This window comes from Prosthecobacter sp. (assembly GCF_044378005.1).
In the GTDB taxonomy this organism is placed as follows: domain Bacteria; phylum Verrucomicrobiota; class Verrucomicrobiia; order Verrucomicrobiales; family Verrucomicrobiaceae; genus Prosthecobacter.
On the sequence record NZ_JBILYB010000090.1, the window covers coordinates 1 to 25,411 of the forward strand.

20 protein-coding genes are annotated in these 25,411 nt (G+C 58.6%); 19 read left to right on the forward strand and 1 reads right to left on the reverse strand.

The window, feature by feature from the left end; all coding sequences use genetic code 11:
* Positions 1-286: 286 nt before the first annotated feature.
* The 13 genes from AC6FTP_RS16570 to AC6FTP_RS16630 all read left to right on the forward strand — a co-directional run bounded on the left by AC6FTP_RS16570 (position 287) and on the right by AC6FTP_RS16630 (position 19,173).
* The gene (locus tag AC6FTP_RS16570; RefSeq protein WP_497208031.1) at positions 287-730 is read left to right on the forward strand and encodes a hypothetical protein; all 444 of its coding nucleotides are present in this window, start codon (positions 287-289) and stop codon (positions 728-730) included.
* A gap of 194 nt (positions 731-924) precedes the next feature.
* Positions 925-1,407, forward strand: a complete 483-nt coding sequence (locus AC6FTP_RS16575; protein ID WP_497208032.1) for a hypothetical protein — start codon at positions 925-927, stop codon at positions 1,405-1,407.
* Between the two features lie 238 nt (positions 1,408-1,645).
* Positions 1,646-6,904 (forward strand): beta strand repeat-containing protein, encoded by a 5,259-nt coding sequence (locus AC6FTP_RS16580; protein WP_497208033.1) that lies wholly within the window; start codon positions 1,646-1,648, stop codon positions 6,902-6,904.
* A gap of 38 nt (positions 6,905-6,942) precedes the next feature.
* Positions 6,943-7,566: an RNA polymerase sigma factor gene (locus AC6FTP_RS16585; RefSeq protein WP_497208034.1), complete on the forward strand. Its 624-nt coding sequence runs from the start codon at positions 6,943-6,945 to the stop codon at positions 7,564-7,566.
* 24 nt (positions 7,567-7,590) lie between these two features.
* Positions 7,591-8,082 (forward strand): hypothetical protein, encoded by a 492-nt coding sequence (locus tag AC6FTP_RS16590; protein WP_497208035.1) that lies wholly within the window; start codon positions 7,591-7,593, stop codon positions 8,080-8,082.
* Positions 8,083-8,215: 133 nt separating this feature from the next.
* The gene (locus AC6FTP_RS16595; protein ID WP_497208036.1) at positions 8,216-9,493 is read left to right on the forward strand and encodes a TolC family protein; all 1,278 of its coding nucleotides are present in this window, start codon (positions 8,216-8,218) and stop codon (positions 9,491-9,493) included.
* Between the two features lie 3 nt (positions 9,494-9,496).
* The gene (locus AC6FTP_RS16600) at positions 9,497-12,673 is read left to right on the forward strand and encodes an efflux RND transporter permease subunit (protein ID WP_497208037.1); all 3,177 of its coding nucleotides are present in this window, start codon (positions 9,497-9,499) and stop codon (positions 12,671-12,673) included.
* A 122-nt stretch (positions 12,674-12,795) separates the two neighbouring features.
* Positions 12,796-13,893 carry a DUF3570 domain-containing protein gene (locus tag AC6FTP_RS16605; protein ID WP_497208038.1) on the forward strand — a complete coding sequence of 366 codons (1,098 nt, stop codon included), beginning with the start codon at positions 12,796-12,798 and terminating at the stop codon, positions 13,891-13,893.
* Between the two features lie 11 nt (positions 13,894-13,904).
* A complete protein-coding gene (locus AC6FTP_RS16610) occupies positions 13,905-14,876 on the forward strand; it encodes an FAD:protein FMN transferase (protein ID WP_497208039.1) in 972 nt (323 codons plus the stop codon).
* 36 nt (positions 14,877-14,912) lie between these two features.
* Positions 14,913-15,398, forward strand: coding sequence for a TlpA family protein disulfide reductase (locus AC6FTP_RS16615; RefSeq protein WP_497208040.1), 486 nt, complete (start codon positions 14,913-14,915; stop codon positions 15,396-15,398).
* A 22-nt stretch (positions 15,399-15,420) separates the two neighbouring features.
* Positions 15,421-15,648 carry a DUF4266 domain-containing protein gene (locus tag AC6FTP_RS16620; protein ID WP_497208041.1) on the forward strand — a complete coding sequence of 76 codons (228 nt, stop codon included), beginning with the start codon at positions 15,421-15,423 and terminating at the stop codon, positions 15,646-15,648.
* A 48-nt stretch (positions 15,649-15,696) separates the two neighbouring features.
* Complete coding sequence (locus AC6FTP_RS16625; RefSeq protein ID WP_497208042.1) at positions 15,697-18,633, forward strand: beta strand repeat-containing protein; 2,937 nt, start codon at positions 15,697-15,699, stop codon at positions 18,631-18,633.
* Between the two features lie 18 nt (positions 18,634-18,651).
* Positions 18,652-19,173, forward strand: a complete 522-nt coding sequence (locus AC6FTP_RS16630) for a hypothetical protein (RefSeq protein WP_497208043.1) — start codon at positions 18,652-18,654, stop codon at positions 19,171-19,173.
* A 92-nt stretch (positions 19,174-19,265) separates the two neighbouring features.
* On the opposite strand, the gene AC6FTP_RS16635 is transcribed toward AC6FTP_RS16630, so the two are convergent.
* A complete protein-coding gene (locus AC6FTP_RS16635) occupies positions 19,266-19,421 on the reverse strand; it encodes a hypothetical protein (protein WP_497208044.1) in 156 nt (51 codons plus the stop codon).
* A 493-nt stretch (positions 19,422-19,914) separates the two neighbouring features.
* Here AC6FTP_RS16635 and AC6FTP_RS16640 point away from each other — a divergent pair, with 493 nt between their 5' ends.
* From AC6FTP_RS16640 to AC6FTP_RS16665, 6 genes are all read left to right on the forward strand, one after another.
* A complete protein-coding gene (locus tag AC6FTP_RS16640) occupies positions 19,915-20,559 on the forward strand; it encodes a hypothetical protein (RefSeq protein ID WP_497208045.1) in 645 nt (214 codons plus the stop codon).
* Between the two features lie 46 nt (positions 20,560-20,605).
* On the forward strand, positions 20,606-21,466 hold the full coding sequence (locus AC6FTP_RS16645; protein WP_497208046.1) for an SAM-dependent methyltransferase: 861 nt from the start codon (positions 20,606-20,608) through the stop codon (positions 21,464-21,466).
* Positions 21,467-21,475: 9 nt separating this feature from the next.
* Positions 21,476-22,042: a YceI family protein gene (locus tag AC6FTP_RS16650; protein WP_497208047.1), complete on the forward strand. Its 567-nt coding sequence runs from the start codon at positions 21,476-21,478 to the stop codon at positions 22,040-22,042.
* Between the two features lie 13 nt (positions 22,043-22,055).
* Positions 22,056-23,204: a type III polyketide synthase gene (locus AC6FTP_RS16655; protein WP_497208048.1), complete on the forward strand. Its 1,149-nt coding sequence runs from the start codon at positions 22,056-22,058 to the stop codon at positions 23,202-23,204.
* The gene (locus AC6FTP_RS16660; protein WP_497208049.1) at positions 23,204-25,171 is read left to right on the forward strand and encodes an FAD-dependent monooxygenase; all 1,968 of its coding nucleotides are present in this window, start codon (positions 23,204-23,206) and stop codon (positions 25,169-25,171) included. Before AC6FTP_RS16655 ends, AC6FTP_RS16660 begins: the two co-directional genes overlap by 1 nt.
* A gap of 2 nt (positions 25,172-25,173) precedes the next feature.
* Positions 25,174-25,411: hypothetical protein (locus AC6FTP_RS16665; RefSeq protein ID WP_497208050.1), on the forward strand; the 238-nt coding region annotated here is incomplete at its 3' end.

Here is a 25,411-nt window from a genome sequence, read left to right on the forward strand (position 1 = left end):
CTTTGAGCGGCCCCCACCATGCGAAGCGTTGTGTTTTCATCGGTCGCCTTATTTACACCACCCCTTCAACTTTGCCAATCGACAGGTTTTCAAACACGGCCTAGCTTGGCCTGATACCGCCGCTGGCTGGGTCTTGCAGGAAAGCCCGGATCTTAGTCCCACGAGCTGGGTGAATTCTACAGTGCCCATCACCACCAGCGGCAGTCAAAACCAAGTCTCCATTCCGAGTCCCACCGGCAGCCTGTTCTTCCGGCTCGTTCATCCATGAACTTGTACATGACGTATCATGAATAACACCCTTCTCCACATCGCCACTCATCAGGTTCCGATCATAGGTCTCCTGTGTGGTCTCGGCGTCCTGGTCGTCGGACGCTTCAACCGCAGGCTAGTGATCATGCGGGTCGGACTCTGGCTTCTTGTTGCCAGCGGCATTCTCGCCAGCCCTGGATATCTGATTGGAGCACCCGCTGAGGGGATCGTTGAGCGGCCCTTAAATGGTGCCGTGCTAGTACTGCCCTCGGTGATGCTGGCGGGAATGGTATCGGCAATCGCACAGCTTCTTTTGCGTCGAGGATGGGCCGTCGGGGCGATCATTTCTGCTATTATCGCCATCGTTTCCGTCGGGACCGCTGGCAATATGGTGTGGGTAGCGAAGTGCCACAGTGAAGTGGGTTCCGCCCCGATCTTGTGGTCGGCAGAGCAGCAATTGGCATTCTTGCCAATCCCATAACAGTCGCTCAGCGCCGATTTGAGGGTGCGGCTGCCTATGGATGTTCTGCGTAACAAGCCGAAGAACGCCAAGTTCTATCGCGTCAAGGCCGTGCCGTGGCTTCTCCCAGTCTCGCGAACATGATCATTTGGCAATGATTGGATGAATGCGTTGCACCCGTGTCTATTAACCACACCTTCGCGCGCTCACCGCCCATGCATCTCTTCCACCACATCATCTCCGCTCTGCTTTTGATGGCTTATGCCATCACGGGCACGTCGCTGATGCCTGCGGTGATGACGATGCTGGTGGATCTGGACGGTAGTCATCAAAGCCTCGTGCGTGTCAGCGAAGGTGGAGCGCAAGTCGTGCTGCATCATCGGCAGACTGAGTTTACTCCAGCCGTCAATGATCACCGCCGGGGTCTCGCCCGGGTGCTGGTGAGTCTTTGCCAGGCTGACCAGGATGGCGATCACCAGATGACGACGAGCCAGCTCTCCGGCAACCTCGGCCAGGAGCGTGAGACGCTTTCGAAAATGCGTTCGGGCGATGCCTTGATCAATGAGCAGGCCACTCACGAATGGCAGCACATGTTGCAACTGCCCAAGCCTTCGGTGACACGCGCGGATAAGCCGTCACCCCAGGTTTCGATTTCTCACCAGCCCCCCCTGCTGTCCACGATACAGCTTTTAATCTGAGGTGGAGGCACGGTGCCACGAGCGTCCGGCATGACCGGCGCGGCACTGATCTGAGATGACGCAGCGCATGTCCATGGCCGCGCGCTCATCTCACGGCGCATGAATCTGCGCATGGCGTCAGGCACGCCTCCGACATGGCCTGGAATTCCAACCACTTAGTTACGCTCCATTCATTTCACTCTCGGAAGCTTCGGCGAAGAATACAGACGACTTGCCGACTCAACCATCCGCCAAATTTATGAAAATCAGCTCCCAACGTTTCAGATCTCCCAGGACGCTTCGCTCTTGGTTTGCTGCTGCTGCAGTCGCCGTGCTGGCGTTGTGCCCAGCAGCTTCTCAGGCCAGTCAAGCCTACGGCAGCATCAACAACTTCGACACCGTCAACGACACCGGGCACGTCTGCCACGGCTTTGAAATCGAGATCGAAGACTGCCACACCACGGACATCACCTACACCTACAATTACAACCACTACGGCGTGCCGCGCTATGAGCAGGATGACACGGACCCGCTGCATCCAAAGTGCCGCATCCGCTGGGAGAGCAAAAAGAACGCGGATGGCTCATGGGCGGCCTACACGGCGATCCCGAGCGCTCCCATCCCAGCGACGAATGGCCACATGTTCACCAATCCGAGCGTGAACTTCGGCGGAGAGCACTTCGGTGTCGGTTTCCGCCTCGCGGTGGGCATCATTCGCTACAACTGGCTCATCGACAATGGCAGCGGCGTGCTTGTTCATGGCGGTGCGGTGCAGGTGGCGACGCCGGTGTTCACTTATTTCCCGCCCGTTGTGGGCGTCATAGCCCAGGTTCAGGCTGTCATTGTGCCGCCAGAGCCACCAGCGCCGCCGGTGAAGCAGTTTGGCAAGGCCGTTTGGGTGAAGGAAATCAAGACCACCACACACAACAACAAAGAGATCAAGCTGCGCGAACTCGTCAGTGATGATCCGGACAATGCGAATGACAAAAACTGGGCCAATGGCGAACCCGACGAGGTCGAGGTGGAGTGGCGCATTTTGCAGAAAAAGACCACGGCTGTGGATGGTGGCCCAAATGGTCAACTGGCCGCAGCTCCTGAGGACCTGCCGAATGGCGATGAGGTGGTGACACGCCGTTACGAGTTCTACAAGTACACAGGCCCGCTCGATGCGGAAAGCGGCGAAGCGATGGCCGATGCGGTCGATGCTGACGGCCTTCATGGCACCGGCATGAGGACCTACAATCATCACCTGGTTGGCGGTGAGTGGGTCGCAGTCACTGAGGACATGGCGGGCTATGAGGTCATCGGCGATTTCACCGGCTCGCAAATGGCTGCCGTCGATGTTGAGGCACCTGTAGGCCTGATTGATCATGTCGGTGAAGCCAAGATGAACACCGCTTTTGCCGACCGCACCGTCGTGGTGGAAGGGGCTGTGCCGCTTCTGAACATCACCAAAGAAGGTGCACTGCCTGCGGGCATGACTTTCGATCTGGACACAGGCGTGCTTTCGGGAACACCCATCGTGAGCGGTGAGTTCAATTTCAAAATCACGGCTTCCGATGGCGCGAGCCCTGATGTCTCAAAGAACTATACACTCGTGGTGGCCCCTGCGAATGCTCCTGCACCGCCATCGAGCCTGCTTGATACCATTGCCTCTCCTCTCGTCGGTGGGACGACGAGCGGTGATGGTGCGTATGCCATCGATGCGAATGCGACGGCCACGGCGGTTGCCGCAGCAGGCTTTGCTTTTCTGAACTGGACCGACAATGGGACCATCGTCAGCACCAACAGCAGCTACACACTGTTGATGGACGTGAATCATTCGCTCATCGCGAACTTTGTGCCGGTTTACACCGTGACAGCGGGTGCGCTGCCAGTCGAAGGCGGCACGACGACGGGTGGAGGCACCTTCAATCAAGGCACGAGTGTCACGGTGACGGCGACGCCGAATGTGGGCTACACTTTCACGAACTGGACAGAAGGCGGCTTCGTCGTAGGCAATGCAGCCAGTCTGACCTTCAATGTCGCTTCGGATCGCACGCTGGTGGCAAACTTTACGCAGGACACGAGCTACACGATCAGCACGAACGGATCGCCATCCATCGGTGGCAGCACGAGCGGTGGTGGCGTCTTCGCCAGCGGCGCGAGTGTCACAGTCATCGCAACACCCAGTGTGGGTTATGCTTTCGCTAACTGGACACAGGGCGGCAATGTGGTCAGCAGCAGCCCGAGCTACACGTTCAATGCCACAGCGGATCGCATCCTGGTGGCAAACTTCACTGTCACGGGCGGTGGTGATCGCACCATCGCGACCAGTGCATTGCCTATCGCGGGTGGCACGACGAGTGGTGGCGGCACCGTGGCTGATGGCACGAGCGTGACCGTCGTTGCTACGCCGAATGCAGGCTACAACTTCGTGAACTGGACCGAAGCCAGCGTTCAGGTCAGCGCCTCGGCGAGCTACACCTTCAATGCGACGGCTAACCGCACGCTGGTGGCGAACTTCATCGCCATCGCAGGTGGCAATCGCACGATCACCACGGCGTCCAGTCCTGCGGCTGGTGGCACCACCTCAGGCGGTGGTGTGTTTGCCGATGGCACGAGCATCACCGTCTCTGCGGTGCCAAATGCAGGCTACATCTTCAAACGCTGGAGAGTCGGCGGCACCAACGTGAGCAGCTCCTCCAACTACACCTTCACGGTGACTGCGGATCTCGCACTCTCTGCGACGTTTGCGCCAGTTGCCGTGATCACCACAGCCTCTGCCCCCGTGAATGCAGGCACCACCAGCGGCGGCGGCCAGTTTGAAGATGGTGACAACGTGACCGTTCAGGCATTCCCCAACAATGGCTACACCTTCGCCAACTGGACGGAGAACGGCAACGTGGTGAGTGTGGATGCAGCCTTCACCTTCAAGGCACGCCCCGACACGGCTCCTGCCCGCAATCTCGTGGCGAACTTCAGCGGCGGTGTCAACTACACCATCAACGCCAGTGCGGCACCCGCAGCAGGCGGCAGCGTGACCGGCGGAGGCACCGTGGCTGGCGACAGCAATGTCACCCTCACTGCCACAGCCAACTCGGGCTACACATTCGTCAATTGGACGGAGGCAGGCGTGCCTGTCAGCGCTTCGGCGAGCTACTCGTTCACAGCGATCGCGAATCGCACTCTCGTGGCGAACTTCGTCGCAGGTTACAGCATCACCACCTCCGCCTTCCCTTCCATCGGCGGCACGACCAGTGGCGGCGGCTCGATCAATGCTGGCGCTAGTGCCACCCTCGTGGCGACAGCAAGCCTGGGCTACACCTTCACGAACTGGACCGACGCCGTCGGCACCGAAGTCAGCACTTCCGCGACCTACACCTTCACACCGACAGCGAGCGGCAGTTATGTGGCCAACTTCAGCGCGCCACCTCTCGGTATCCACTTTGACTTCGACACCGCCACACCGGTCCTGGCTCTCGATCAGGCACTGCCTTTGACTCAAACCAATGTCGGTTATGGAGCGACCTTTGATTCGCCAGTGGTCGATACCTTCAAGATCACCACGGAAGCAGCGAGCGGTCGCATCTTGTCCAAGTTCAGTGGCAACTATCTCGAACCTACTGCCGATGCGGGCACGCTGACGATCCAGTTGGATCAATCAGTAACAGGCATCAGCATCGACTTCGCCACGGTGGAGCCGGTCAATGTTCCTGTGGCCTCGAACATCCAGATCACCGCTATCGACAACTCCAGCGGCGCTCCCGTCCAGGTTGGCACCGGCATCGCCCACGGCACTGTCACCGTTGGCGATACGCTCCCTGTCGGCACGATCAATTTCAACAGCGACTCGCCGTTCGACCAAATCACACTGCAACTGCCTGACGCACCCGTTGGCGCAGTTCGCTTCCTCGTCGATAACATCACCGTCAGCCCTGCGGCCAGCACTGGCGGCTCCATGCAGCTCGATAATCCGAACTGGAACATCACGCTGACCGACTTCGGCTACTCCGACTTCCTGCTCGACAACACGCCTGGCTTCGAAGGTCGTGAGTATCTTTCCGGTGAATGGGGCAGCGCCGTTGGCTACACACGCAATGGCAACACGGTCGATCCCACCTGGATGGAGCCAAACTTCATGTTCCCTGACTGGCGGACAAACTCCGACTTCACCGTCGTCCAGGGCATCCATCTCATCGGCAGCAATCTTGATGGCCTGCCCATCGCTCAATCCGTGATCTCCAATGGCGATCTCGAAATCACCCTACGCTTCGAAATGGTCGATACCGTGACCGGCACACCGATGGGCGTGAAACCAGCTTCAGCCGCAGGTGCCCCCATCTCGGTGAACAGCAACCGCTACGTGATGAATCAGACCTTCACCGTGAAGAACATCAGTGGCGTGCAGATCACTAACGTGCAGCTCTTCCACCTGCTCCACGGCTTCATCTCCCAGCGCGGTCAATACGACAACCGCAGCTATGTCGGCAAGCTGCCCGAGTATCAGTATGACATGACCATGTCAGGCGTGGATGCCGGAGCCGCTGGCGATCAAAGCTCTACCGTCGGCCTGGAGGATCTCATCGGCTTCCATTCCAAAGTGGCCCCGAGTGCCTTCGAGATCGGCCACTACGGCATCGAGAACAATGGCATCGACGATCACTCCGTCGGCAAGCCCAGCGATGGCGTGCATCTCTCCATTGAGGACAACTGGACAAACGGCCCCTATCTCGCCCGCAAGAATCGCGACACCTTTGCTCCTGCAGATCGCTGGATCTCCGGCGCGCAGCGTTGGGAGCTCGGCACCATCGCTCCAGGTCAGAGCGTGAACTTCGACATCATGCTCAGCCTTCTCACTGGCACCAAAGTCATCGTCGATGGTGGCGGCACGAGTGGCACGGGTGGTCATGGCAGTTGCAATGGCGGCTCCACTCACACGGGCGGCGTTGATTTCGAGTTCGAAGACATCGACCAGGAAGGCACCTTCTACGGCGAACACTCCGAAGCAGATGCTGACGAGATCGGCGAGCGCGAACTGGAAGGTGAGTTTGAGCTCCCAACCTTTGAAACACCCAGTGGCACGCGCAAACAGCGTTGGAACCTCAAGTACAGCGGCACTCACACCGGCAACATCAAACTCAAGTTCGCCTACAACCCCGCGCTGCTTCCTGTTGGATATGATGAGAACCAGCTCTCCATCTACCACTTCAATAATGGCGTGTGGGAGAAGCTGCCTTGCAAAGTCAATCCAACGACCAACGTCATCGAAGCCATCACCCCCAGCCTCTCGCCCTTCATGCTCGGCGTGAATGACGTGGTCGTGAAGCCTGATGTCGGACTCTCCGTGGATACGCCCGGCGCACTCAGCGTCTCCTGGCCCGAGTCCTTCACCGGCTGGACACTTCAGGAAAGCCCTGATCTCAATCCCACAAGCTGGTTCAACTCTTCACGCGCTATCACGACCGTGAACGGCACGAGCGCCGTGACCGTGCCGATGAGCTCCGGCAGCCGCTTCTTCCGTCTCGTGAAGCCCTGACGGCTGCCGGAGATTCAAACTCTTCATCCTCCACCACCATGAAAGCCACTCTCGATGACACCTCCTTCGGCCAGCAGACAGATGCCTGCTCCGAATGGTTCGAGAGTGCGCTGCGTGGTGATGAAGCTGCGGCCACGCGTCTTTATCAGCATTGCGTTCCCTTGCTGCGCGGATGGCTGGCCACTCGGTTGTCAGAGACACAGGCGGCAGATCTGGCGCATGATGCGATGGTTCATGCTTTCAGAAAGCACGCCCAGTTTCGCGCCGGAACAGTGTTCATGCCCTGGCTGAGAACTCTGGCATGGCACATGGCTCTCAATCAGATCCGCGATGATGCGCGTGAGCAAAGCCGCATCATCGCCTGGGTCGATCAGCAGCGGCTCCAGGAGGTCCAGGCAGAGGATGAAAGTGAAAGACGCCTCGCTGCCATGGATCGCTGCCTCTTCAAACTGCCAGAGGCACAACGGCACTTGCTCCATCTCCACTATGCAGAAAAACAAACTAGCCAGGCCATCGCAAAATCCCAGGGTCGCACGCGCAGTGCCATCGCCGTCAGCATCCACCGCATCTGCCAGAAAATGCGACGCGATCTCAGCGCCACGCAAGCAGATGATGACCATTTGGTAACAAACGAACATTCACTGGCAAAGTCCGCTCTATAACGCGTTAGAGACACCTCACAAAACATGCGGCATTCCCTGAAACAGCGCTTCATCGCACTCACGCTCCTGATGGCTTACACCATCACTGGCACGTCGGTGATGCCCGCTGCCATGGCGCTGGCCGCTTGGATTGACGGCAGTCACAGCTTGGTGGTGGCGCAGTCCGAAAGTGGCATGAGGCTCACGCTTCATCATCGCAGTGACGCCTACACACCCGAGGTCAATGATCATCACAATGCACTGGCCCGTGTCCTCGTGCGTCTCTGTAAAGCCTCCGATGCCGGTGATCATCAGCTTGTCTCCGCCCAGTTTGACTCAAGCTCCAGAGGCGAGCGCGAAGACATCGCTCGTGCCACCAAGGAAGCGCCGCAGGTCAATCTTGCCGCCACCTTCCAGCTCACGCTCATCGCCATCAATCCCGCACGCGATACAACTCGCGCCAGCGGTTTCAAGGAAGTGCAAACGCCACGGCACCGCATCCGACCGATGCTCGCCACCGTGCAGCTTCTGATCTGAGAGAGAGGCGGCTCAAAGCCGTCAGCCGACGCTCCAGCCATCTTGCAGGGTTCATCCTGCATTGGCCCGGGCACCTCATGCATCACGTGATCTGCGTGATCCAAAGTTCGACTCATTCCCTCATAGCTCTCTCATGAAATTTTGCTCATCTCTTCTCCTGTCAGCCGCTCTGCTCACTAGCAGCGCCTCCCTCCTTCCAGCGCGTGATTCCACCGCTGTCACCAGTGGCGACCTCGTCGCCGAAGCACTCCAAAAAAACCCCGAAGTCCGCTTCTATGAAGCCGAGATCGCCGCTGCACGCGGTGGTCGCCAGTCTGCCGGTCAACTCGCCAATCCTGAGCTCAACACCGAGCTCGGTGGCATGGGCATCGCTGCTCAGAAAGACGGTCTCGTCTGGCGTGCGCAGATCCTTCAGACCTTTGATTTCCCAGGTCGCATGTCCTTGCGGAAAGCCATCGCTGACCGTGACATCACCCTCGCGGAACTCGGCCTGTTTCAGTTCAAATCCCAGCTCTCCAACGAAGTCCGCGCCCGTGCGGGTGACGTGCTCTTGCTCAAACGCAAAGAAGACGCCGCCCGCAGTGTCCGCGAGCGTTTGGAAGCACTCATCGACGTGCTCGTGCAGCGCGACACAGGCTCCGTCAGCGCCCTGCTCGAACGTCGCATCCTCGAAGCCACGCTGCTTACCAGTGACCGCACTTTGACGGATGCCTCGAAGCAAGTCCGCGAGGCCATGGCGACGCTCGCTGTGCTTTGTGGTCGTGGTCCTGATCAGACCATTCAACTCAGCGGTGCCGTCACCTCATTTCCTGGCGCACCACAGATGGAAACCCTGAAGCAGCAGGCAGCTCGCACGAACTTCGACCTCCAGCAAAAGCGCCTGAACGTCGCCAAGCAAGGCCTCAAGATCGACCTCACCAAATCCGAGCGCTGGGGCAACATAACCTTTGGTCCCTACATGGCCGGACAACACGCCGGTGGCACACAGATCGAAGGTGGATTCGCCTTCTCCATCCCTCTGCCGCTTTGGAACAAGAACAAAGGCAACGTCGCTGCTGAAGAAGCGCGTACACAACAAGCCGAAGCTCTGCTCCTCGCCACACTGCGCGATCTTGAGCGTGATCTCTCTGTCGAGCGCTCCGCCTATCTCGCTGAACTCGACGCACTGTCCCGCTGGCGTCCCGAGAGCGAGAAACAGTTCGCCGATGCCGCCGCTGAAGCTGACCGCCACTACCGCCTCGGTGCCGTGCCTGCTGCGACCTATGTCGAAATGCAGCGTGGCTATCTCGACGCCATGGATTCGCTCATCGAGTCCCGCCGCAATGCCTGGAAGCACCGCATGGAGATCGAGCGCCTCACCGGCACGGCACTCACGGGCGAATCCATCACACCCAAGCTGACGAACAACTAGGCCATGATCTCATCCATCATCGACTTTTCGCTAAAGAACCGCTTCCTCGTTATCATGGGGTCGCTGCTCTTGCTCGCGGCTGGGGTATTCTCCGCCATGCACTTGCCTGTGGATGCCGTGCCTGACATCACGAATACGCAGGTTCAAATCAACACCGCCGTGCCAGGGCTGGCCCCCGAGGAGACAGAGAAACTCGTTACCTACCCGCTGGAACTCGCGCTTGCGGGCATCCAGGGCGTGGAGGAATTCCGCTCACTCACGAAGTCCGGCCTCTCGCAGGTCACGCTCGTGTTTCGTGATGGATTTGATCTCTTCCGCGCACGCCAGCTCGTGAGCGAACGTCTCGTGCAGGTGGAGCTGCCCGCAGGTCTCAGCCCGCAGATGTCACCCATCAGCACCGGCCTCGGAGAGATCGTCTATTACACGCTCGACTACAAAAAGGATGCCCCACAGCGCAAACAAACCCGCGAGCGCCAGCTCATGGATCTGCGCGAAGCCCACGACTACATCGTGAAGCCCTTCCTGCGCACTGTGCCAGGCGTGGCTGAGGTCAACAGCAGCGGCGGTTATGAGCGCCAGCTCGTCATCCTTCCGAAGCCCGATTCTCTCACGAATGCTGGCATGACCTTTGGCGAACTCGCGGAGATCATCGGTCAAAATGTGGACAACGCGGGCGGTGGTGTCATCGAGCGTGGCACGGATCGCGTGTTGATTCGTGGCGTGAGCAAGGTGGCCAGCGCGGAAGACATCGCCAACCTGCCCGTGAAGTTTGCCGCAGGCATCGAACCGCTGCGCGTGAAGGATCTCGCCGAAGTCAGCATCGGCAGCAATGTCCGCACCGGATGCGCGGTCGAGAATGGCGAAGAAGCCGTGCTCGGCACCGTGATGATGCTCGTCGGCGAAAACAGCCGCATCATCAGCAAGCGCGTCGAAGAGAAACTCAGCGAGCTGGGAAAGAAGCTGCCCGCTGATCTAGAAATCCGCATCCAGTATGCCCGCAGCGAGGTCGTGGACCGCACGATCAACACCGTGAAGCACAACCTCTTCGAAGGGGCTGTGCTGGTCGTTGTTGTCCTGCTCCTCCTGTTGGGCAACTGGCGTGCGGCTCTCATCGTCGCGCTCGCCATTCCGCTCTCGTTCCTCTTTGCCCTCATCGGCATGACCTTCGGCGGTGTGTCCGGCAACCTCATGTCACTCGGTGCGGTGGACTTCGGTCTCATCATTGATGGTGCCGTCGTGATGGTGGAAAACATCGTCCGCGTGCTCGGCGAGCGTCAGCATGAACTCGGTCGCAAACTCACCGCGAAAGAGCGACTCAATGCCGTCCATGAAGCAGGCGAGCAAGTCGGCAGCCCGATGTTCTTCGGCGTGCTCATCATCACTCTCGTCTATCTGCCCATCCTCGCACTGACAGGCATTGAAGGGAAAATGTTCCACCCCATGGCGATCACCGTCATGCTCGCGCTCGGCGGCGCGCTGGTGCTTGCACTCACGCTCATGCCAGCGCTTTGCTCCCTGCTGCTGACTGGCAACATCAGTGAGAAAGACAACTTCCTCATGCGCTGGTCGAAAGCCGCTTATGCGCCATCACTGCGCATCGCGTGGACGACACGCTGGGGTGTGGTTGGTGGCGTCGTGGCGCTGCTGGTCGTCACCGTGATTGTGTTCACGAATCTCAAGCAGGAATTCGTGCCGACACTCAACGAAGGCTCCTGGACCGCGATGGTGTATCAGCCCGCGAACACCAGCCTCAAGACGTCACTGAATCGCTGCATCAAGACGCAGAAGTATCTGATCGAAAAAGTGCCGGAAGTGACACGAACCTTCGCCCGCGTCGGCACCAGCGAAGTGGCGACTGATCCGATGTCGCCCGGCGAATACGATCTCTACGTTTTCTACAAGCCCCAGTCCGAGTGGCGCAAAGAAAACGGCAAGCCCGTCAGCCGTGACCGTCTCGCTGAACTCGTCCGCGATGAACTCGCCAAAGAGGTGCCCGAGCAGGACTACGACTTCGCGCAGCCGATCCAGATGCGCTTCAACGAGATGCTCGAAGGCTCCCGTGCCGACCTCGCCGTGCGCATCTTTGGCGATGACTACGACACGATGGAAAAGGTCGCCGGTCAGGTGAAGGAGATCCTCGAAGGCATCGCTGGCACCGACAACGCCGAGTTTGAAAGCCAGGGCCGCGTGCCCGTGCTCGAGATCCGCGTGGACCGCGCCTCGATGCTCAAATTCAATGTCGAGGCCTCTGAAGTGAATGCCGCCATCACCACTGCGATGGCTGGACACACCGCAGGCATGTTGGTCGAGAACAATCGCCGCCGCGCCATCGTCGTGCGCCTGCCCGAGAATCTGCGCAACGACCCCGAAGTCATGAAAGCGCTGCCAGTGCGCACGCAGGACGGATCACTCATCACCCTCGGTCGTCTGGCCGACTTCGTCGAAGTGCCGCAGGTCGATGCTATTGGCCGCGAAGACGGACATCGTCGTGTCGGTCTGAATGTCGATCTCGCCGGTGGCACCGATTCCGAAGCTTACGTCAATGCGGCGCGCGCCAAGATCGCCGCCAGCGTGCAGTTGCCGGAAGGCTATCGCGTCGATTTCGGCGGGCAGTTCGAGCATCTTCAGGAAGCCCGTGCGCGACTCATGGTCGTCGTGCCGCTCGCTCTCGTGCTCATCTTTGTGCTCATCCACGCCACCTTCAAAAGCGTCACGCAGACGCTCATCATCTACACTGGCATCCCACTCGCCATCACCGGCGGCGTACTCGCCCTCTGGATGCGCGGACTGCCCTTCAGCATCAGCGCTGCCATCGGCTTCATCGCCCTGTGTGGTGTGGCCGTGCTGAATGGTGTGGTGCTCATCAGTTGCTTCAATCAACTCCGCAACGAAGGCCGTAATGCTGAAGAGGCGGTGACTGAAGGCAGTCTGCAACGTCTGCGCCCCGTGCTCATGACCGCCCTCGTCGCCAGCCTTGGGTTCATCCCCATGGCCATCAGCGAAGGAGCCGGAGCCGAAGTCCAGCGCCCGCTCGCCACCGTCGTCATCGGCGGGATCGTCAGCAGCACCTTCCTCACGCTCTTCCTGCTGCCGGTGCTCTACCGCTGGTTCGTTTGCAAACCAGCACGTGCTCATGTACGACACGAAGAGCCCGCGTTGCTCGGTCATGTCGCCATTTGATCCGCACTCTCCCGCCCACTCGAATCATGCAAAACCAAACACCATCCACAGCGGAATCCTCCTTCATGTCTCGCTTCAGTCAGCCATGCATGAAGAGCCCGATGGCATTAGCTCCACTGCTCTTGCCGGGCTTATCCCTCTCTGCTGCGGAGGCGTTCAAGTTTGATACGAGCTACCAGACTTATGATGAGTCGGGTGGGCGCATGTTCATCGAGTCCTACTATTACCGGGGAGAGATGTTCCTGTCTGAGGAGACGAGTTTGCGCTTTCAGATCCTGCGAGATGCCATCACCGGCTCCACTCCCATCGGTGCGCTGCCGGGTGGCACGCAGCCATTCCTCACGGACATCGAAGATGTGCGTCAGGGCGTGCTGGGAGCGCTTTCTCAGCAGATCGGCGATCATCGTGTGGAGCTGGAGCTGTCTCACAGCCGGGAGAGCGACTACCTCTCCCAGGGCATCTCGCTGAGCGACAAGTGGGAGCTGAATCAGAAGAACACGACCGTTTCTTTCGGGCTCAACTACCTCAATGACACAATCGTAGTGATCGGCACAGATGATCAGAAAAAGAAGAGCTACGATCTCTTCCTCGGCCTGTCCCAGCTCCTGGACAAGAACACCGTGCTCAGCGCAAATTTGACGCTTGGTTATGCCGAAGGTTATTTGAACGATCAATACAAGGCGATCCAGCGCGATGAGCTTCTCTTCGGCATCCCGGTGACAACCCTCTACCGGGAGAACCGTCCTTCCAGCCGTCTTCGTGGAGTGCTTCAGCTTCAGGGCACGCACTACTTTGAAAAGACGAACTCTGCACTGGATGCCGTCGTTCGTCTTTCGCAGGACGACTACGGTGTCTTCTCCCAGAGTCTGCAACTGGAGTGGCGGCAGGAATTGTTCAGCAGGCTGGAGATCACTCCCTTCTTCCGCTACTACCAGCAGAGCGCGGCGGACTTCTTCCATAACACCCTCAACGAGGTGAATGTCGGCACGCCGCAGGACTATCCCGACGGCACTGGGCCGAACTACTCCGCCGACTACCGGCTGTCTTCCATGGCCACGATGAGTCTAGGTTTGAAAGCTCGCTTCCGTATCACGGAAAACATCTCCCTCTCCGCCGCCTACGAGCATTACGACATGAGCGGCATCGGCGGCAATCAAGCCCCTGCCGCTGCCTATCCAACGGCCAACATGTGGACCTTTGGTGCCCATTTCGAATTCTGATCCAGCACACCATGTCGAAGCCCGTCCCCCAGATCCATCTCGAGCCAGATCCACGCGGCGTGCGGCGCGTGGCCTTCCGCGCGCTGGGCACGGACTGCGCCTTCCAGTTCCGCTGTGAGGACAACAAGACGGCCCTGCAGTTCGTGGCGGATGCACTGGGCTGGCTGAGTGCTTTTGAGGGGAAGTTTTCCCGCTTCAAGCCGGACTCGATGCTCTCAAAAATCAATCAAGCGGCTGGCAAGGAATGGGTGCCGGTGGATCAGGAGATGGAGAAGATGCTCGATCTCGCGGATGCCATGCATCGTCTGACGGAAGGCGTCCTCGATGCTGCGACGCTTCCGCTCACCAAGGTGTGGGACTGGAAGGTTGTGCATGAGCGACTCCCCAGCGATGATGAAATCGCCAAGGCGATGTCACTTTCCAACTGGAACGATGTGCATCGCAAGCCGGGGAAAGTCTTCCTGTCTCGCGAAGGCATGGGGCTCGACTTTGGCGGCTTCGGCAAAGAGTACGCTGTGGACCAGGTCATCGCCATCGCGAAGCAGCATGGCATCCAGGACATCCTCGTGGACCTCGGGCGCGACATCTTCGCCATCGGTGGCAATGGCGTGCATCCATTCTGGCATGTCGGCATTCAGGATGGCATCAAAACGGATCAATGCGTCGGCGGGCTCGCTGTCTCTGGTTATGCCGTGTGTGCCTCGGGTGACTACGCGCGACGCTTTGAACACAACGGTGTGCGCTACGGTCACATCCTTGACCGCCGCACTGGTTGGCCTGTGCGGCATGGCTTGCGTGCTGTCACGTTGATCGCGCCGAGTTGTCTGCTGGCGGGCATCTATTCCACCTGCGTCTTTATCCTTGGCCTGCGTGAGGGACTGCTCTTCGCCGACCGCGCTCCCGGTGTCGAGGCCTGCGCACAAGATGAGCATGGCCCACATGCCACCCGGGAGTTCCGCAAATTCCAAGTCCAGGCCGCTTGATCTGATTCTCCAAAAAACCCAAACGAAACAAACATCATGAAACACATCCTGCTTCTCGCCATCACCTGCCTCAGCCTTTCCGCTGCAACTGCCGCAGAACCCAAAGTCGGCGCTGCACTGCCAGCTCTCAGCGGCCTGCTTCCCGGAGCCTCGCTGCCCAAGACATCCGGCAAAGTCGTGCTCGTCGATTTTTGGGCGTCATGGTGCGCTCCGTGCAAAGCCTCCTTTTCTGCGATGGCACGTCTGCACCAGAAGTATGCCTCGAAGGGTCTCGTGATCATCGGCATCGGTGTCGATGATGAACTGGCAGACTACCAGGGCTTCGTGTCGAAGAACAAAGTCGCCTTCACTCTGGCTCACGACACGCAGCATAAGGCAGCGGACTTCTTCAATCCGCCGACGATGCCCAGCAGCTACCTCGTCGATCGCAATGGTGTGATCCGCCACATCCACAAGGGCTTCAAAGGTGCCAAGACCGAAGCCGAATACACCGCCGAGATCGAAGCGCTGTTGGCTGAATAAACTTCACTCCACCCCAACCGTGATGAAAACGATCCTCCTCACTACCGCCGCCATGACCGTGATGATGCTCAGCAGTTGCTCCCAGCATCTCGTGCGCGTGAAGCCCTACCAGCGCGGCAATCTCGCGAACCCGCTCATGGACGCAGGTCGTGACTCCCTGCTGCTGGCGATGACCCAGCACGCCTACTTCTCCCGCGAAGCCAGCTTTGGCGGTGGCGGTGTGGGTGGTGGCGGCTGTGGCTGCAACTGATGCTCATTTTATCAACAAACCGTGAACCCTTAACTCACCGAACGATCCATGAATGCCTCCACATTTTTCCTGAAACTGAAACGCCTTTCTAAACGCGCGAGCTCGCTGCTCATGCTCTTCCAGCGTAGTCCTGCGGCGCAGATCTTGCTCCCCGCAGAGTTTAATCTCGCCACATCGGCCACCTTCTTTTCACCAGCACAGTTTGCCATCGCCACGGTCGTTGGGCTGGGCTCTTACGATAGTGTGGCTGGCGCGACGACACTCTCTCAAGTGGCTCCATCGGCTGGTTCGACGACCGTGCCTGTGACATCAGGCGTGGCTTTAATTGGCCTTTTCCAAGTCACGGGAAGTCCCAGCCAGCCGAAGTCGTGGCAGGTCTCCAGCGGCACACTGCCTGCCGGCCTGACGCTGACGAAATCCACCGGTGCCACGGCAACTCTGACGGGGACAACGACAGAAGTTGGCAACAAAACGGTCACGATCAAGGCATGGGAGAATGCTGGTTTCTCGGGAGGACAGGTGTCGAAGGTCTTTACCATCAGTGTCGCTCCGAACCCAAGCATCACCACGCATCCGGCCTCGACGTCCGTCAACAGTGGGGGAAGCACCACGCTGACGGTCTTGGCCACTGGAAGCACGCCCCTAACTTATCAATGGTATGAAGGAGCCAGCGGCACGACCACGAATCCTGTGGGAACCAACTCCGCTTCGTTCCTTACGCCAGCACTGACGGCGGCAACGAGTTACTGGGTGAAAGTCACCAACTCAGCGAATACGACGGGAGCAAACTCGAACACCGCGACGGTCACTATTCGGCAACCGGCCGCCATCACGACGCATCCCGCCTCGACTTCGATCAACACCGGGCTGACCACGACTTTGTCCGTAGTCGCCACTGGAGATGCGCCACTGACCTATCAATGGTATGAAGGTGCCAGCGGCGTGACAACGACACCCGTGGGAACAAACTCGGCGTCTTACACAACACCGGCTTTAAACGTCACAACGAGCTATTGGGTGAAGGTCACTAATATCGCGAATACTACGGGTGCATTTTCCACGGAAGCCACGGTCACCGTGGTGACTCCAGAGGCACCGACGATCATCACCGCATCACCTCTTCCGACGGGATTGATGGGCAGCAGTTACAGCGTCAATTTGGCGGCCGTTGGAGGCACGGCTCCCTACACATGGACAGTCAGTAATGGAACGCTGCCCGATGGACTCAGCCTGAGCACGGGTGGTGTGCTTTCCGGAATGCCGACAGCGACTGGTACAAGCAACTTTACCGTGCAGGTAGAGGACGACAACGCTGTCACCGACACGGAAGTTTACAGCCTCACCATCAGTGATCTCGCCATCGGCACCACGAGTCTGCCGACTGCCGTGAAAGGCTTGGTTTTTGTGCATCAGCTTATCGGTTCTGGTGGTGGTGCTTCACACACCTGGACAGTGAGCGCGGGTGCATTGCCAGCAGGCATCACCCTTAGTAGCTCAGGTGTAATCTCTGGAAATCCCAGCGGTTCAGGCAGTTCCGTCTTCACGGTTCGTCTGGCAGATGCCAGTGGATTCGCAGTCACCAGGCAGCTCATGCTGACCGTCTCGGCCACCCTTATTGCCCCGATCCTCCAGCCCATCGTTTTCCCAACGGTCACCATTGGCACGGCCTTCAATTATACCGTGACGGCGCAGAACTATCCGAAGACCTTCACCATCACAGGCTTGCCCAAAGGACTGAAGTACGTTGCCGCCACTGGCGTGATCAGCGGACTCCCGGATGCCTCAGGCGACTTCAATGTGACGGTGAAAGCCGTCAATGCAGCAGGCCCTAGTGCCCCGGTGACAGTGCCACTGAGCGTCACTGCCTTGAACGCAAATTTTGTGGGCACCTTTGGTGGCCTTGTTTCCCGAGTTCCATCTGTTAACCGTGACCTTGGTGGATCGTTGACCGTCACCATCACTTCGATTGGAAGTTACTCAGTCAAGTTGATCGGTGCCAGCGGCGGTGGAGCTACCACGGCCAGTTATGCAGCCACGGGACGTTTGGCAGCCACTGCACCGCAGATAACTGCGTTGGTTGGCGGCCGCACACTGACGTTGACGTTGGATGCTGACACCGGCGAGATGACGGGAACTCTCGGTATCGCGGGAGTCACGGCCTGGCGCTCTGCCTGGAACGCGAAATCCAGTCCAGCCACTACACTCCAAGGTTATTACAGCATGGCCTTGGATCTCGCAGAGGGCGATGGCTTGAGCTGGATTCCTCAAGGTTCAGGTTTTGCCACCTTCACGGCCAGCCTTGCGGGAACTCTCGTCATCGCTGGCAAGACGGCCGATGGGGAGGTCATCACCAGCGCGGGTTTCCTCGGCACGGGCGGTGAGTTCTGGATGTATTCCCCGCTCTATAAGAAACTGGGTACGATCCAGGGGCCGTTGAGCCTCCATGCAAACTTGGATGGACTTGTGGACAACACCCTCAGTGGTTCGCTCAGTTGGTACAAGCCGACCATCGTTGGGCGTGCTTACTCCACTACTTTCGGGCCCATCAATCTCAAGGCTGACGGCGGCTATCTGGCTCTGACAAACAAGACAAAGGCTATCTCGGGTCTGCCTGCCGTTGGCAACGTGCAGTTAATTTTCACGGATGGTGGTCTGGCAGATTCTGTCACTGATCCAAATACGAGCTTCAATTTCAATGCCCTCAACAAAGCTGAGGCACCCAATGCATTGAATAACCCAGGCAAAGTAGTGATCACGATCAATGCCGCCACAGGTGCGGTGGCTGGTAACTTCACCTTGGTCGAAGCCACGCCGCCGCTGACGCGGGCCAAAGTTCCCTTCCTCGGCCAGGTGGTGAGACAGACAGACGGTCAGATCAAAGCGGTTGGTTATTTCATGCTGGGGCAAATTCCTGGTGTCGGTCAGAAAATAACCACGTCACCCATCCTTTCAGGTGGAGTCAGTCTTCAGCAGCCACTGCCATAGGTCAGCCTCGATGCTTCTATGAAAACAAACATCCATTGCATCAACAGTCGCATCTTGGCGCTGGCCGCGGCGCTGCTCTTCATGGGTTATGCCCATGCCTCCAACAGCATCTTGCTTGATGTGAACATGAAAGGCAGCCACAAGCCGCACACAGGCAAAGACAGCGCCGAGGAACATCGGCGCTGGCTTGAGATCAGCGCTGCCGCAATGTCGCTCACAACGCCCACCCAGGTCACCCTGGAGTGGCATTTCTTCGCGGATGATTTGAGCGCCAAAGAAGTCATCGAACATGCCAAAGGGAGCGAGATCATCGAAATGCAGCCTGGCAAAAACAAGGGAGTCACAACCAAGGAAACGGTCTTCTCCTACACGCGTGAACACTCGGAGCGCGCCAGCAGCGGGCGACGTGCCAGCTACAAGCGCGTCGAGGCTGCTGGAACACGATTTCACGGCTGGGGAGTTCGCGCCTTGATTGATGGCAAGGTCGTCGCAGAGGCATTCAGTAGTCGAGACATTGCCAAGCTCATGGAGGAACCATGAAGTGCGAACCTTACCTTAAGGCAACAGCGTCTCATTAACATCGAGCAAAACATGAACTCCTCCTCAGCTTCTATTGAGCAAAGGGAGGATGTTCATGTCACATTCGAACTTGCTTTGCGCAAGCGTCCCCAGACTCCATTCAAATCTTGAATATTGCTCGACTGCTTCTCCTGCTTCTGACCTTCCTCGCCGTAGCGGGTGAGGCCGCGACGCTGGGGTTCATGCCGAGTGATGCAGATCAGGTCCATGCTTGTGTCGAAGCTGAAATTGAAAAGGAGGCCACTACAGAGCAACAGGAAGCATGGGGTGAAGTCCCCATGGTGTCCTTGCTGGCATGGGGCTTGGCTTGGCCGCCGATGCCAGTTTTCATCAATATATGGACAGGTTATTATCCACACCTCAAGCATGGGTGTGGAGTGAAGCATCGGCGGCATCGCTTGCTAGAAGTTGACTTGAACTGAGGGGCTCCCACGTCGCCTTCCCGGCCCCGGCCGAAATGCCACGGGCCCGATCAGACCATCACAAGATGGTCTCAGTTTCACCCTTTCCTTCTTTCTGCTTTGCATGAATCCGCCTCTTTCCACAGCTCTACGGCCTATCCCCCAATGGCCTGCGCGTGACCTCATCCGCCTCTGGCCCTGGCTGCTGCCATGCGTGCTGGTTCTCGTTTCCGCTCGCGATGGCTTCGGAGTTGGATATTCAGCTCTCGCCTCCGCGTTTTCAGCCTGGGCGACTGTCTGGATGACCTTTTTTATCGTTCGCCGACTGTGGGGCCACCACCGCGCACATGCTGCAGCTACGATGCTCATGCTGTTGTTCGGGACTTTCACTTTCGGGCGGTTGCCCATGCCGGACATGGTTTCGTGTTTCCTCACCATGGCTGCCATTGCTGCGCTCGTGCATCGGCATACATGGGCGTTCGTTGTCGCCATGGGAGTTGGACTTCATTCACAAGGGCCTACAGCGCTCCTTACACCGCTCAGCGCTGCTCTCGGATGGTGGCTCGCAGCTGGGTTAAAGTCAGACTGGTTCGGGTTGCGCAAGGGCAGCCTCCTCGCGCGTCATGGGCTGTTGTTGGGCTTGCTGCCTCTGCTGCTCATGGCCAATTCCTTGACGATGCCTGCCCTGGCCGTGCTGACACTTGCGACTTTTGTCATCGCCTTTTGTCCTTCACGGATCGATCTGCGCTGCCTTTGGAAACTTGGAGCCATGGCACTCGTGATCTGGCTCGCGGTCAATTTCAGCGGCATTCCTTTACAGTCTGGCCCTGCACAACAGGTGATGAAGCCTGATCCAAGTGCCGGGACCATCAGGGAGAGTAGCAGCCAATGGATGCTGAACCAGATCCTGCCCGCTTCTTTTTCCCATGCCTCGTCCACACGCTGATCAAAACGGCTCTTCTCTTGCTCCTATCAACTCAACGACACCCACAATGACCACCACCTCATCACTCGAGTACATGCCCACCATCGACGGTGCGGCCTCGCATTACGATGACCTCGACTCCTTTTACCGTGAGATCTGGGGCGAACATGTGCATCACGGGATGTGGCTCTCTGGCAAAGAAACGGACACGGAAGCGGCAGAAAATCTGGTGACACTCGTGGCCAAGCTCGGCGGCACTGGCAAAGACACGGACGTCTGCGATGTCGGCTGCGGCTATGGTGCCACGGCAAAGATCCTGGCTGAGCGCTACGGAGCCAATGTCACCGGCATGACCATCTCGAAGATGCAGTGGCGCTATGCTCAGGAACACAACGATGTGCCAGGCAAGACGACCTTCCTGCTGCGCGACTGGTATCAGAATCAACTGCCGGACAATCGCTTCGATGTGGTGGAGACTGTGGAAAGCCTCGAGCACATGCCTGACCTGCCCACTTTCTTCCGCGAGTGCTACCGCGTGATGAAACCCGGTGGTCGGCTCGTTGGCGTCGCGTGGATGTCATGTGAAAATCCTAGCGCATGGTCGAAGCGCCACCTCATCGATGCCATCACCCGCGAATCTCAGATCGCCGGTGTGCGCCCCGAAAGTGAGTTCCGGGCCGCGGCTGTGGCAGCAGGCTTCAAGAACTACCAATTCAACGACTACGCCCAGCAGGTGAAGAAAACCTGGCCACTTTGCGCCTGGCGCACCATGAAGGGGTTCTTCACCAAACCTCACTATCGCAGTTTTTTGTTCAGCTCGAAGAACCCCAATCGTATCTTTGCGCTGACTTTGTTTCGCATCTGGCTGGCTTATGAGTTGGGAGTTCAGCGCTACGGAGTCTTCAGTGCAGATAAACCGGCGACTTGAACCATCCTGATGAACCCCCTCTTCTGCCTCTCCTTAGCTCTCCTAGCCTCCATGCTCCACGCCGACACCACGGCGAGCTGGTCTGGCAAGGCTGAGATCACCTTCTCAGGCACATCCACACTTCACGACTGGGGTGGCAAAGTTTCCGCCAAGCCGTTCAACACCACCGTCACTCTGGACAGCAGTGGCAAACCCACCCGCATTCAGGCTGAAGTCCGTGTCGAAGCTGCGAAGATGGATACTGCCGAGGCCAAGCGTGATGAAAACATGCGCAAGGCCATGAAGGTCACGGACCATCCGCTGATCTCCGCCTCCATCGATGTGCCTGCGGATCAAATCGCCGCTGATGGCAAGACGCCGACAAAGCTGCCGATGACGCTGACCTTGCTCGGCAAACCAACAAAGGTCACCGCAACGATCACGAACTGGAAGCTCGTTGTCGGCAAAGCCACCTTCGATCTCGACTTCCCAGTCTCCATGAAAGCCAGCGGCATTAGCGTGCCCACGGTGCTGCTATTCATCCGCGTAGGCGATGGCGTGAAGGTTCACGCCTCGGTTACCTTGACCCAATCTTGACCCTTTGACTCACATGTCTGCCTACATTCATCACATCTCCACCGGCACGCCCGCCTACACCTACGCGCAGAGCTACACGCGTGACCGTCTCAAAGACTGGGCCAAGGACCCAAAGACGAAGCGCCTCATCCACGCCATCTACAACCGCAGCGGCATCGAGACTCGTCACAGCGTCACGGGTGATTTCGTCACCGGCACGGAGGCCACGCTTTATCGCAGCGATGCTGATGGCACGCTCATCCCACCAGGCACTGCAGAGAGAAATCGTGTCTATACCCACTGCTCTCGTGAGCTAGCGGTCGATCTCGCGCGCCGCACCATCACGAACGCGACTGGCTTCGAGAAAGAAGACATCACCCACATCATCTACACCTCCTGTACAGGCTTCGCGAACCCTGGCCCTGACTTCCACATCATCAAGGAACTGGGCCTGCGCTCGAATGTAGAGCGCTACACGCTCGGGTTCATGGGTTGCTACGCTGCCTTCCCCGCGCTGCGCATGGCCGCGCAGTTTTGTGAGGCAAATGCCGACGCGGTGGTGCTCGTGATCTGTCTGGAACTCTGCACGCTGCACATGCAGATCAATGACCAGCCTGACAGCATCCTGGCCAACTCTTTGTTCGCCGATGGCGCCAGCGCGGCCATCGTCAGCGCTCGCGAGCCTGTCGAAGGCAAGCCTGCCTATCGCCTCGATGGCTTCGAGTCCGCGGTCGTTCCGTCCAGCGAGGCTGACATGGCTTGGGAAATCGGCAATGAGGGTTTTAATATCGTCCTCTCCAGCTACGTGCCGGACATCATCGGCGGGAACATCCGCCAGCTTCTCAACGGCGTGCTGAAGCGGCATGACACCAACGTCGATGAGATTGATGAATGGGCCGTGCATCCAGGAGGTCGTGCCATCCTCGATAAAGTGCAGGAGAGCCTGCATTTGAAACCCGACGCACTCGAAGCCGCCCGCACCATCTTGCGCGACTATGGCAACATGAGCAGCGCCACCATTCTCTTCGTGCTCAAAGAGATGCTCGACTCGGCAGAGACCGAACGCGCCACTCTCTGCGCCATGGCCTTTGGTCCAGGACTCACGGTAGAAACAGCCGTCATGGAGCGAATCGGCAGTACGGCCATGAAAGTGTCTGAGACCAGCAAAGCCGCGCACGCCTGATGGACAGCACCGCCAGACTTTATACGACGCCTCAGCGCTACACGGCGCTGGTGTATGGCATCGTGAGTCTGACGCTGTTCGTCGCGTCGGTGTCGGTCATGTGCTGGAGTCTCTACAATGGCTTGCATGGCAGCCTGCTGCATCTGCATGGTGGCGCGGCGCTGGCGATGGATGTGCTGCTCATCCTGCAGTTCGCCATTGGTCACACGCTGCTGCTTTCTGATCGTGGTCGTCGCTTCATGACACGTCTCGCTCCACTGGGACTTGGCTCCGTGCTTTCCACCACGATCTTTGCCGGCTTCGCATCGGTGCAATTGCTCATGACCTTTCTGCTTTGGTCGTCCACAGACATCGTGTGGTGGATGCCGGCGGGTGGGATTAAAATCGCCCTCAGCGTGCTTTATGTCCTCTCCTGGATCATGCTCGCGAAGTCCATGACCGACGCAGGCATCGACATCCAGATGGGCACGCTCGGCTGGCGCTCCGTGTGGCGCGGCGAGCGACCTGTGTATCGACCATTCACGCGCACCGGCATGTTTCGTCACAGCCGTCAGCCGATCTACGCATCCTTCACACTCATCCTTTGGACTGGACCCGTCTGGACACCCGATCACCTGGTCATCGCCGTGCTGTGGAGCGCCTATTGCGTGCTCGCGCCGATGATGAAGGAGAAGCGCTATCGTCAATGGTATGGCGCAGCTTTTGAGCGTTATCGTCAGCGGGTGCCGTATTGGTTTCCGGCGAAAGTGCGCTCCATCAAATCCCCCACCATGAAACCCACCGATCACGACATCGCCATCGTCGGCGCGGGACCAGTGGGTTTGCTGCTTGCAGGCTTGCTCGGGCAAAAGGGCCTGCGCGTGCTCATCGTGGACAAGCGCACGGAGCCGCTGCCGAACTCGCAAGCCATCGGCATCACGCCCCCATCGCTGGAGATTCTCTCGCAGCTTGGACTGGATGACGAATTCGTCCGCCGTGGTGTGCCCATTCGCGATTGCCATGTGCATGGGCAAAACGGCCGCCTTGGCTGTGTCTCCTTCCGCGAGATTCCGGGCGCACATCGCTACATCCTTTCACTGCCGCAGCAGCAGACCCTGACCTTGCTGGAGGCAAAGCTCGCCACCATGCCGAACGTGACTTTGCATCGCGGCATCGAGATCACGCAGATCGATCAAGATGCCGAGACCGTGACTTTGCAGGGCGATGGCTTCAGTAGCACCGCTCGCTGGCTCATCGGCTGCGATGGCAACAAAAGTCGTGTGCGCGAGCTGATCAAGATGCGCAGCAACGGCGCGAACTACGGCTGTCATTTCCTCATGGGGGACTTCATCGACCACACCGACATGAAGGAAGAAGCCCATCTCTGGTTCACGGCCGATGGAGCCGTGGAGGCCTTCCCACTTCCCGATGGCAAACGCCGCTGGATCGTGCAGACGAAGCAACCTGTCACCGACTCGAAGCACGGCATCATCAGCGAACTCGTTCGCAAGCGCTCGAGCCTCAATCTCGCCATCGAAGATCAATTGAACCAAAGCCCCTTCTCGCCGCGCTGGATGCAGGCGGAGCAATATCATGACGGGCGCGTCATCCTGTGTGGCGATGCCGCCCATCTCATGAGCCCCATCGGTGGACAGGGAATGAACACTGGCTGGGCAGATGCCGAGTTTCTGGCGGAAGTGCTGCTCGCCATCGAGCAGCGCGCACAGCCTGCGTTGCCCCTGCTCGAAGCCTACGACCGCTGCCGACATCGCGCCTCGAATGCCGCGATTCAGCGTGCCGCACGCGGCATGTGGCTCGGCACACGCACCGGCATCGTGCAGTCCTGGCTGCGTGATGTCTTCATGAGCGAGTGTCTTTTCAAAGGCCCACTCTCACGCCGCACCGGGCCTTACTTCGCGATGCTGACGATCCCCTACAGTACGATGAAGCAAGTGCCTGCAAAGGTTTGGGAGAAAGCCATCTCCTGAAAATGACCTCATCGCCAGCGCTTGCGCCTTCTTCGTCAGTGCGGCAGTGGGATGACATGCGCACGCGAGTCGTCGAACCCGAGCTTTTGGAAACCTACCCGGATGATCATCCTGATGCGATCGCCAGTCGGGAGGATCTGCTGCTGGTGAATGCCGTGATGGGAAACCATCGCTGGATGGTGCGCACGCTGCGGCGGCTATATCAGCACGGCTGGCATATCACGGAGATCGGGGCAGGGG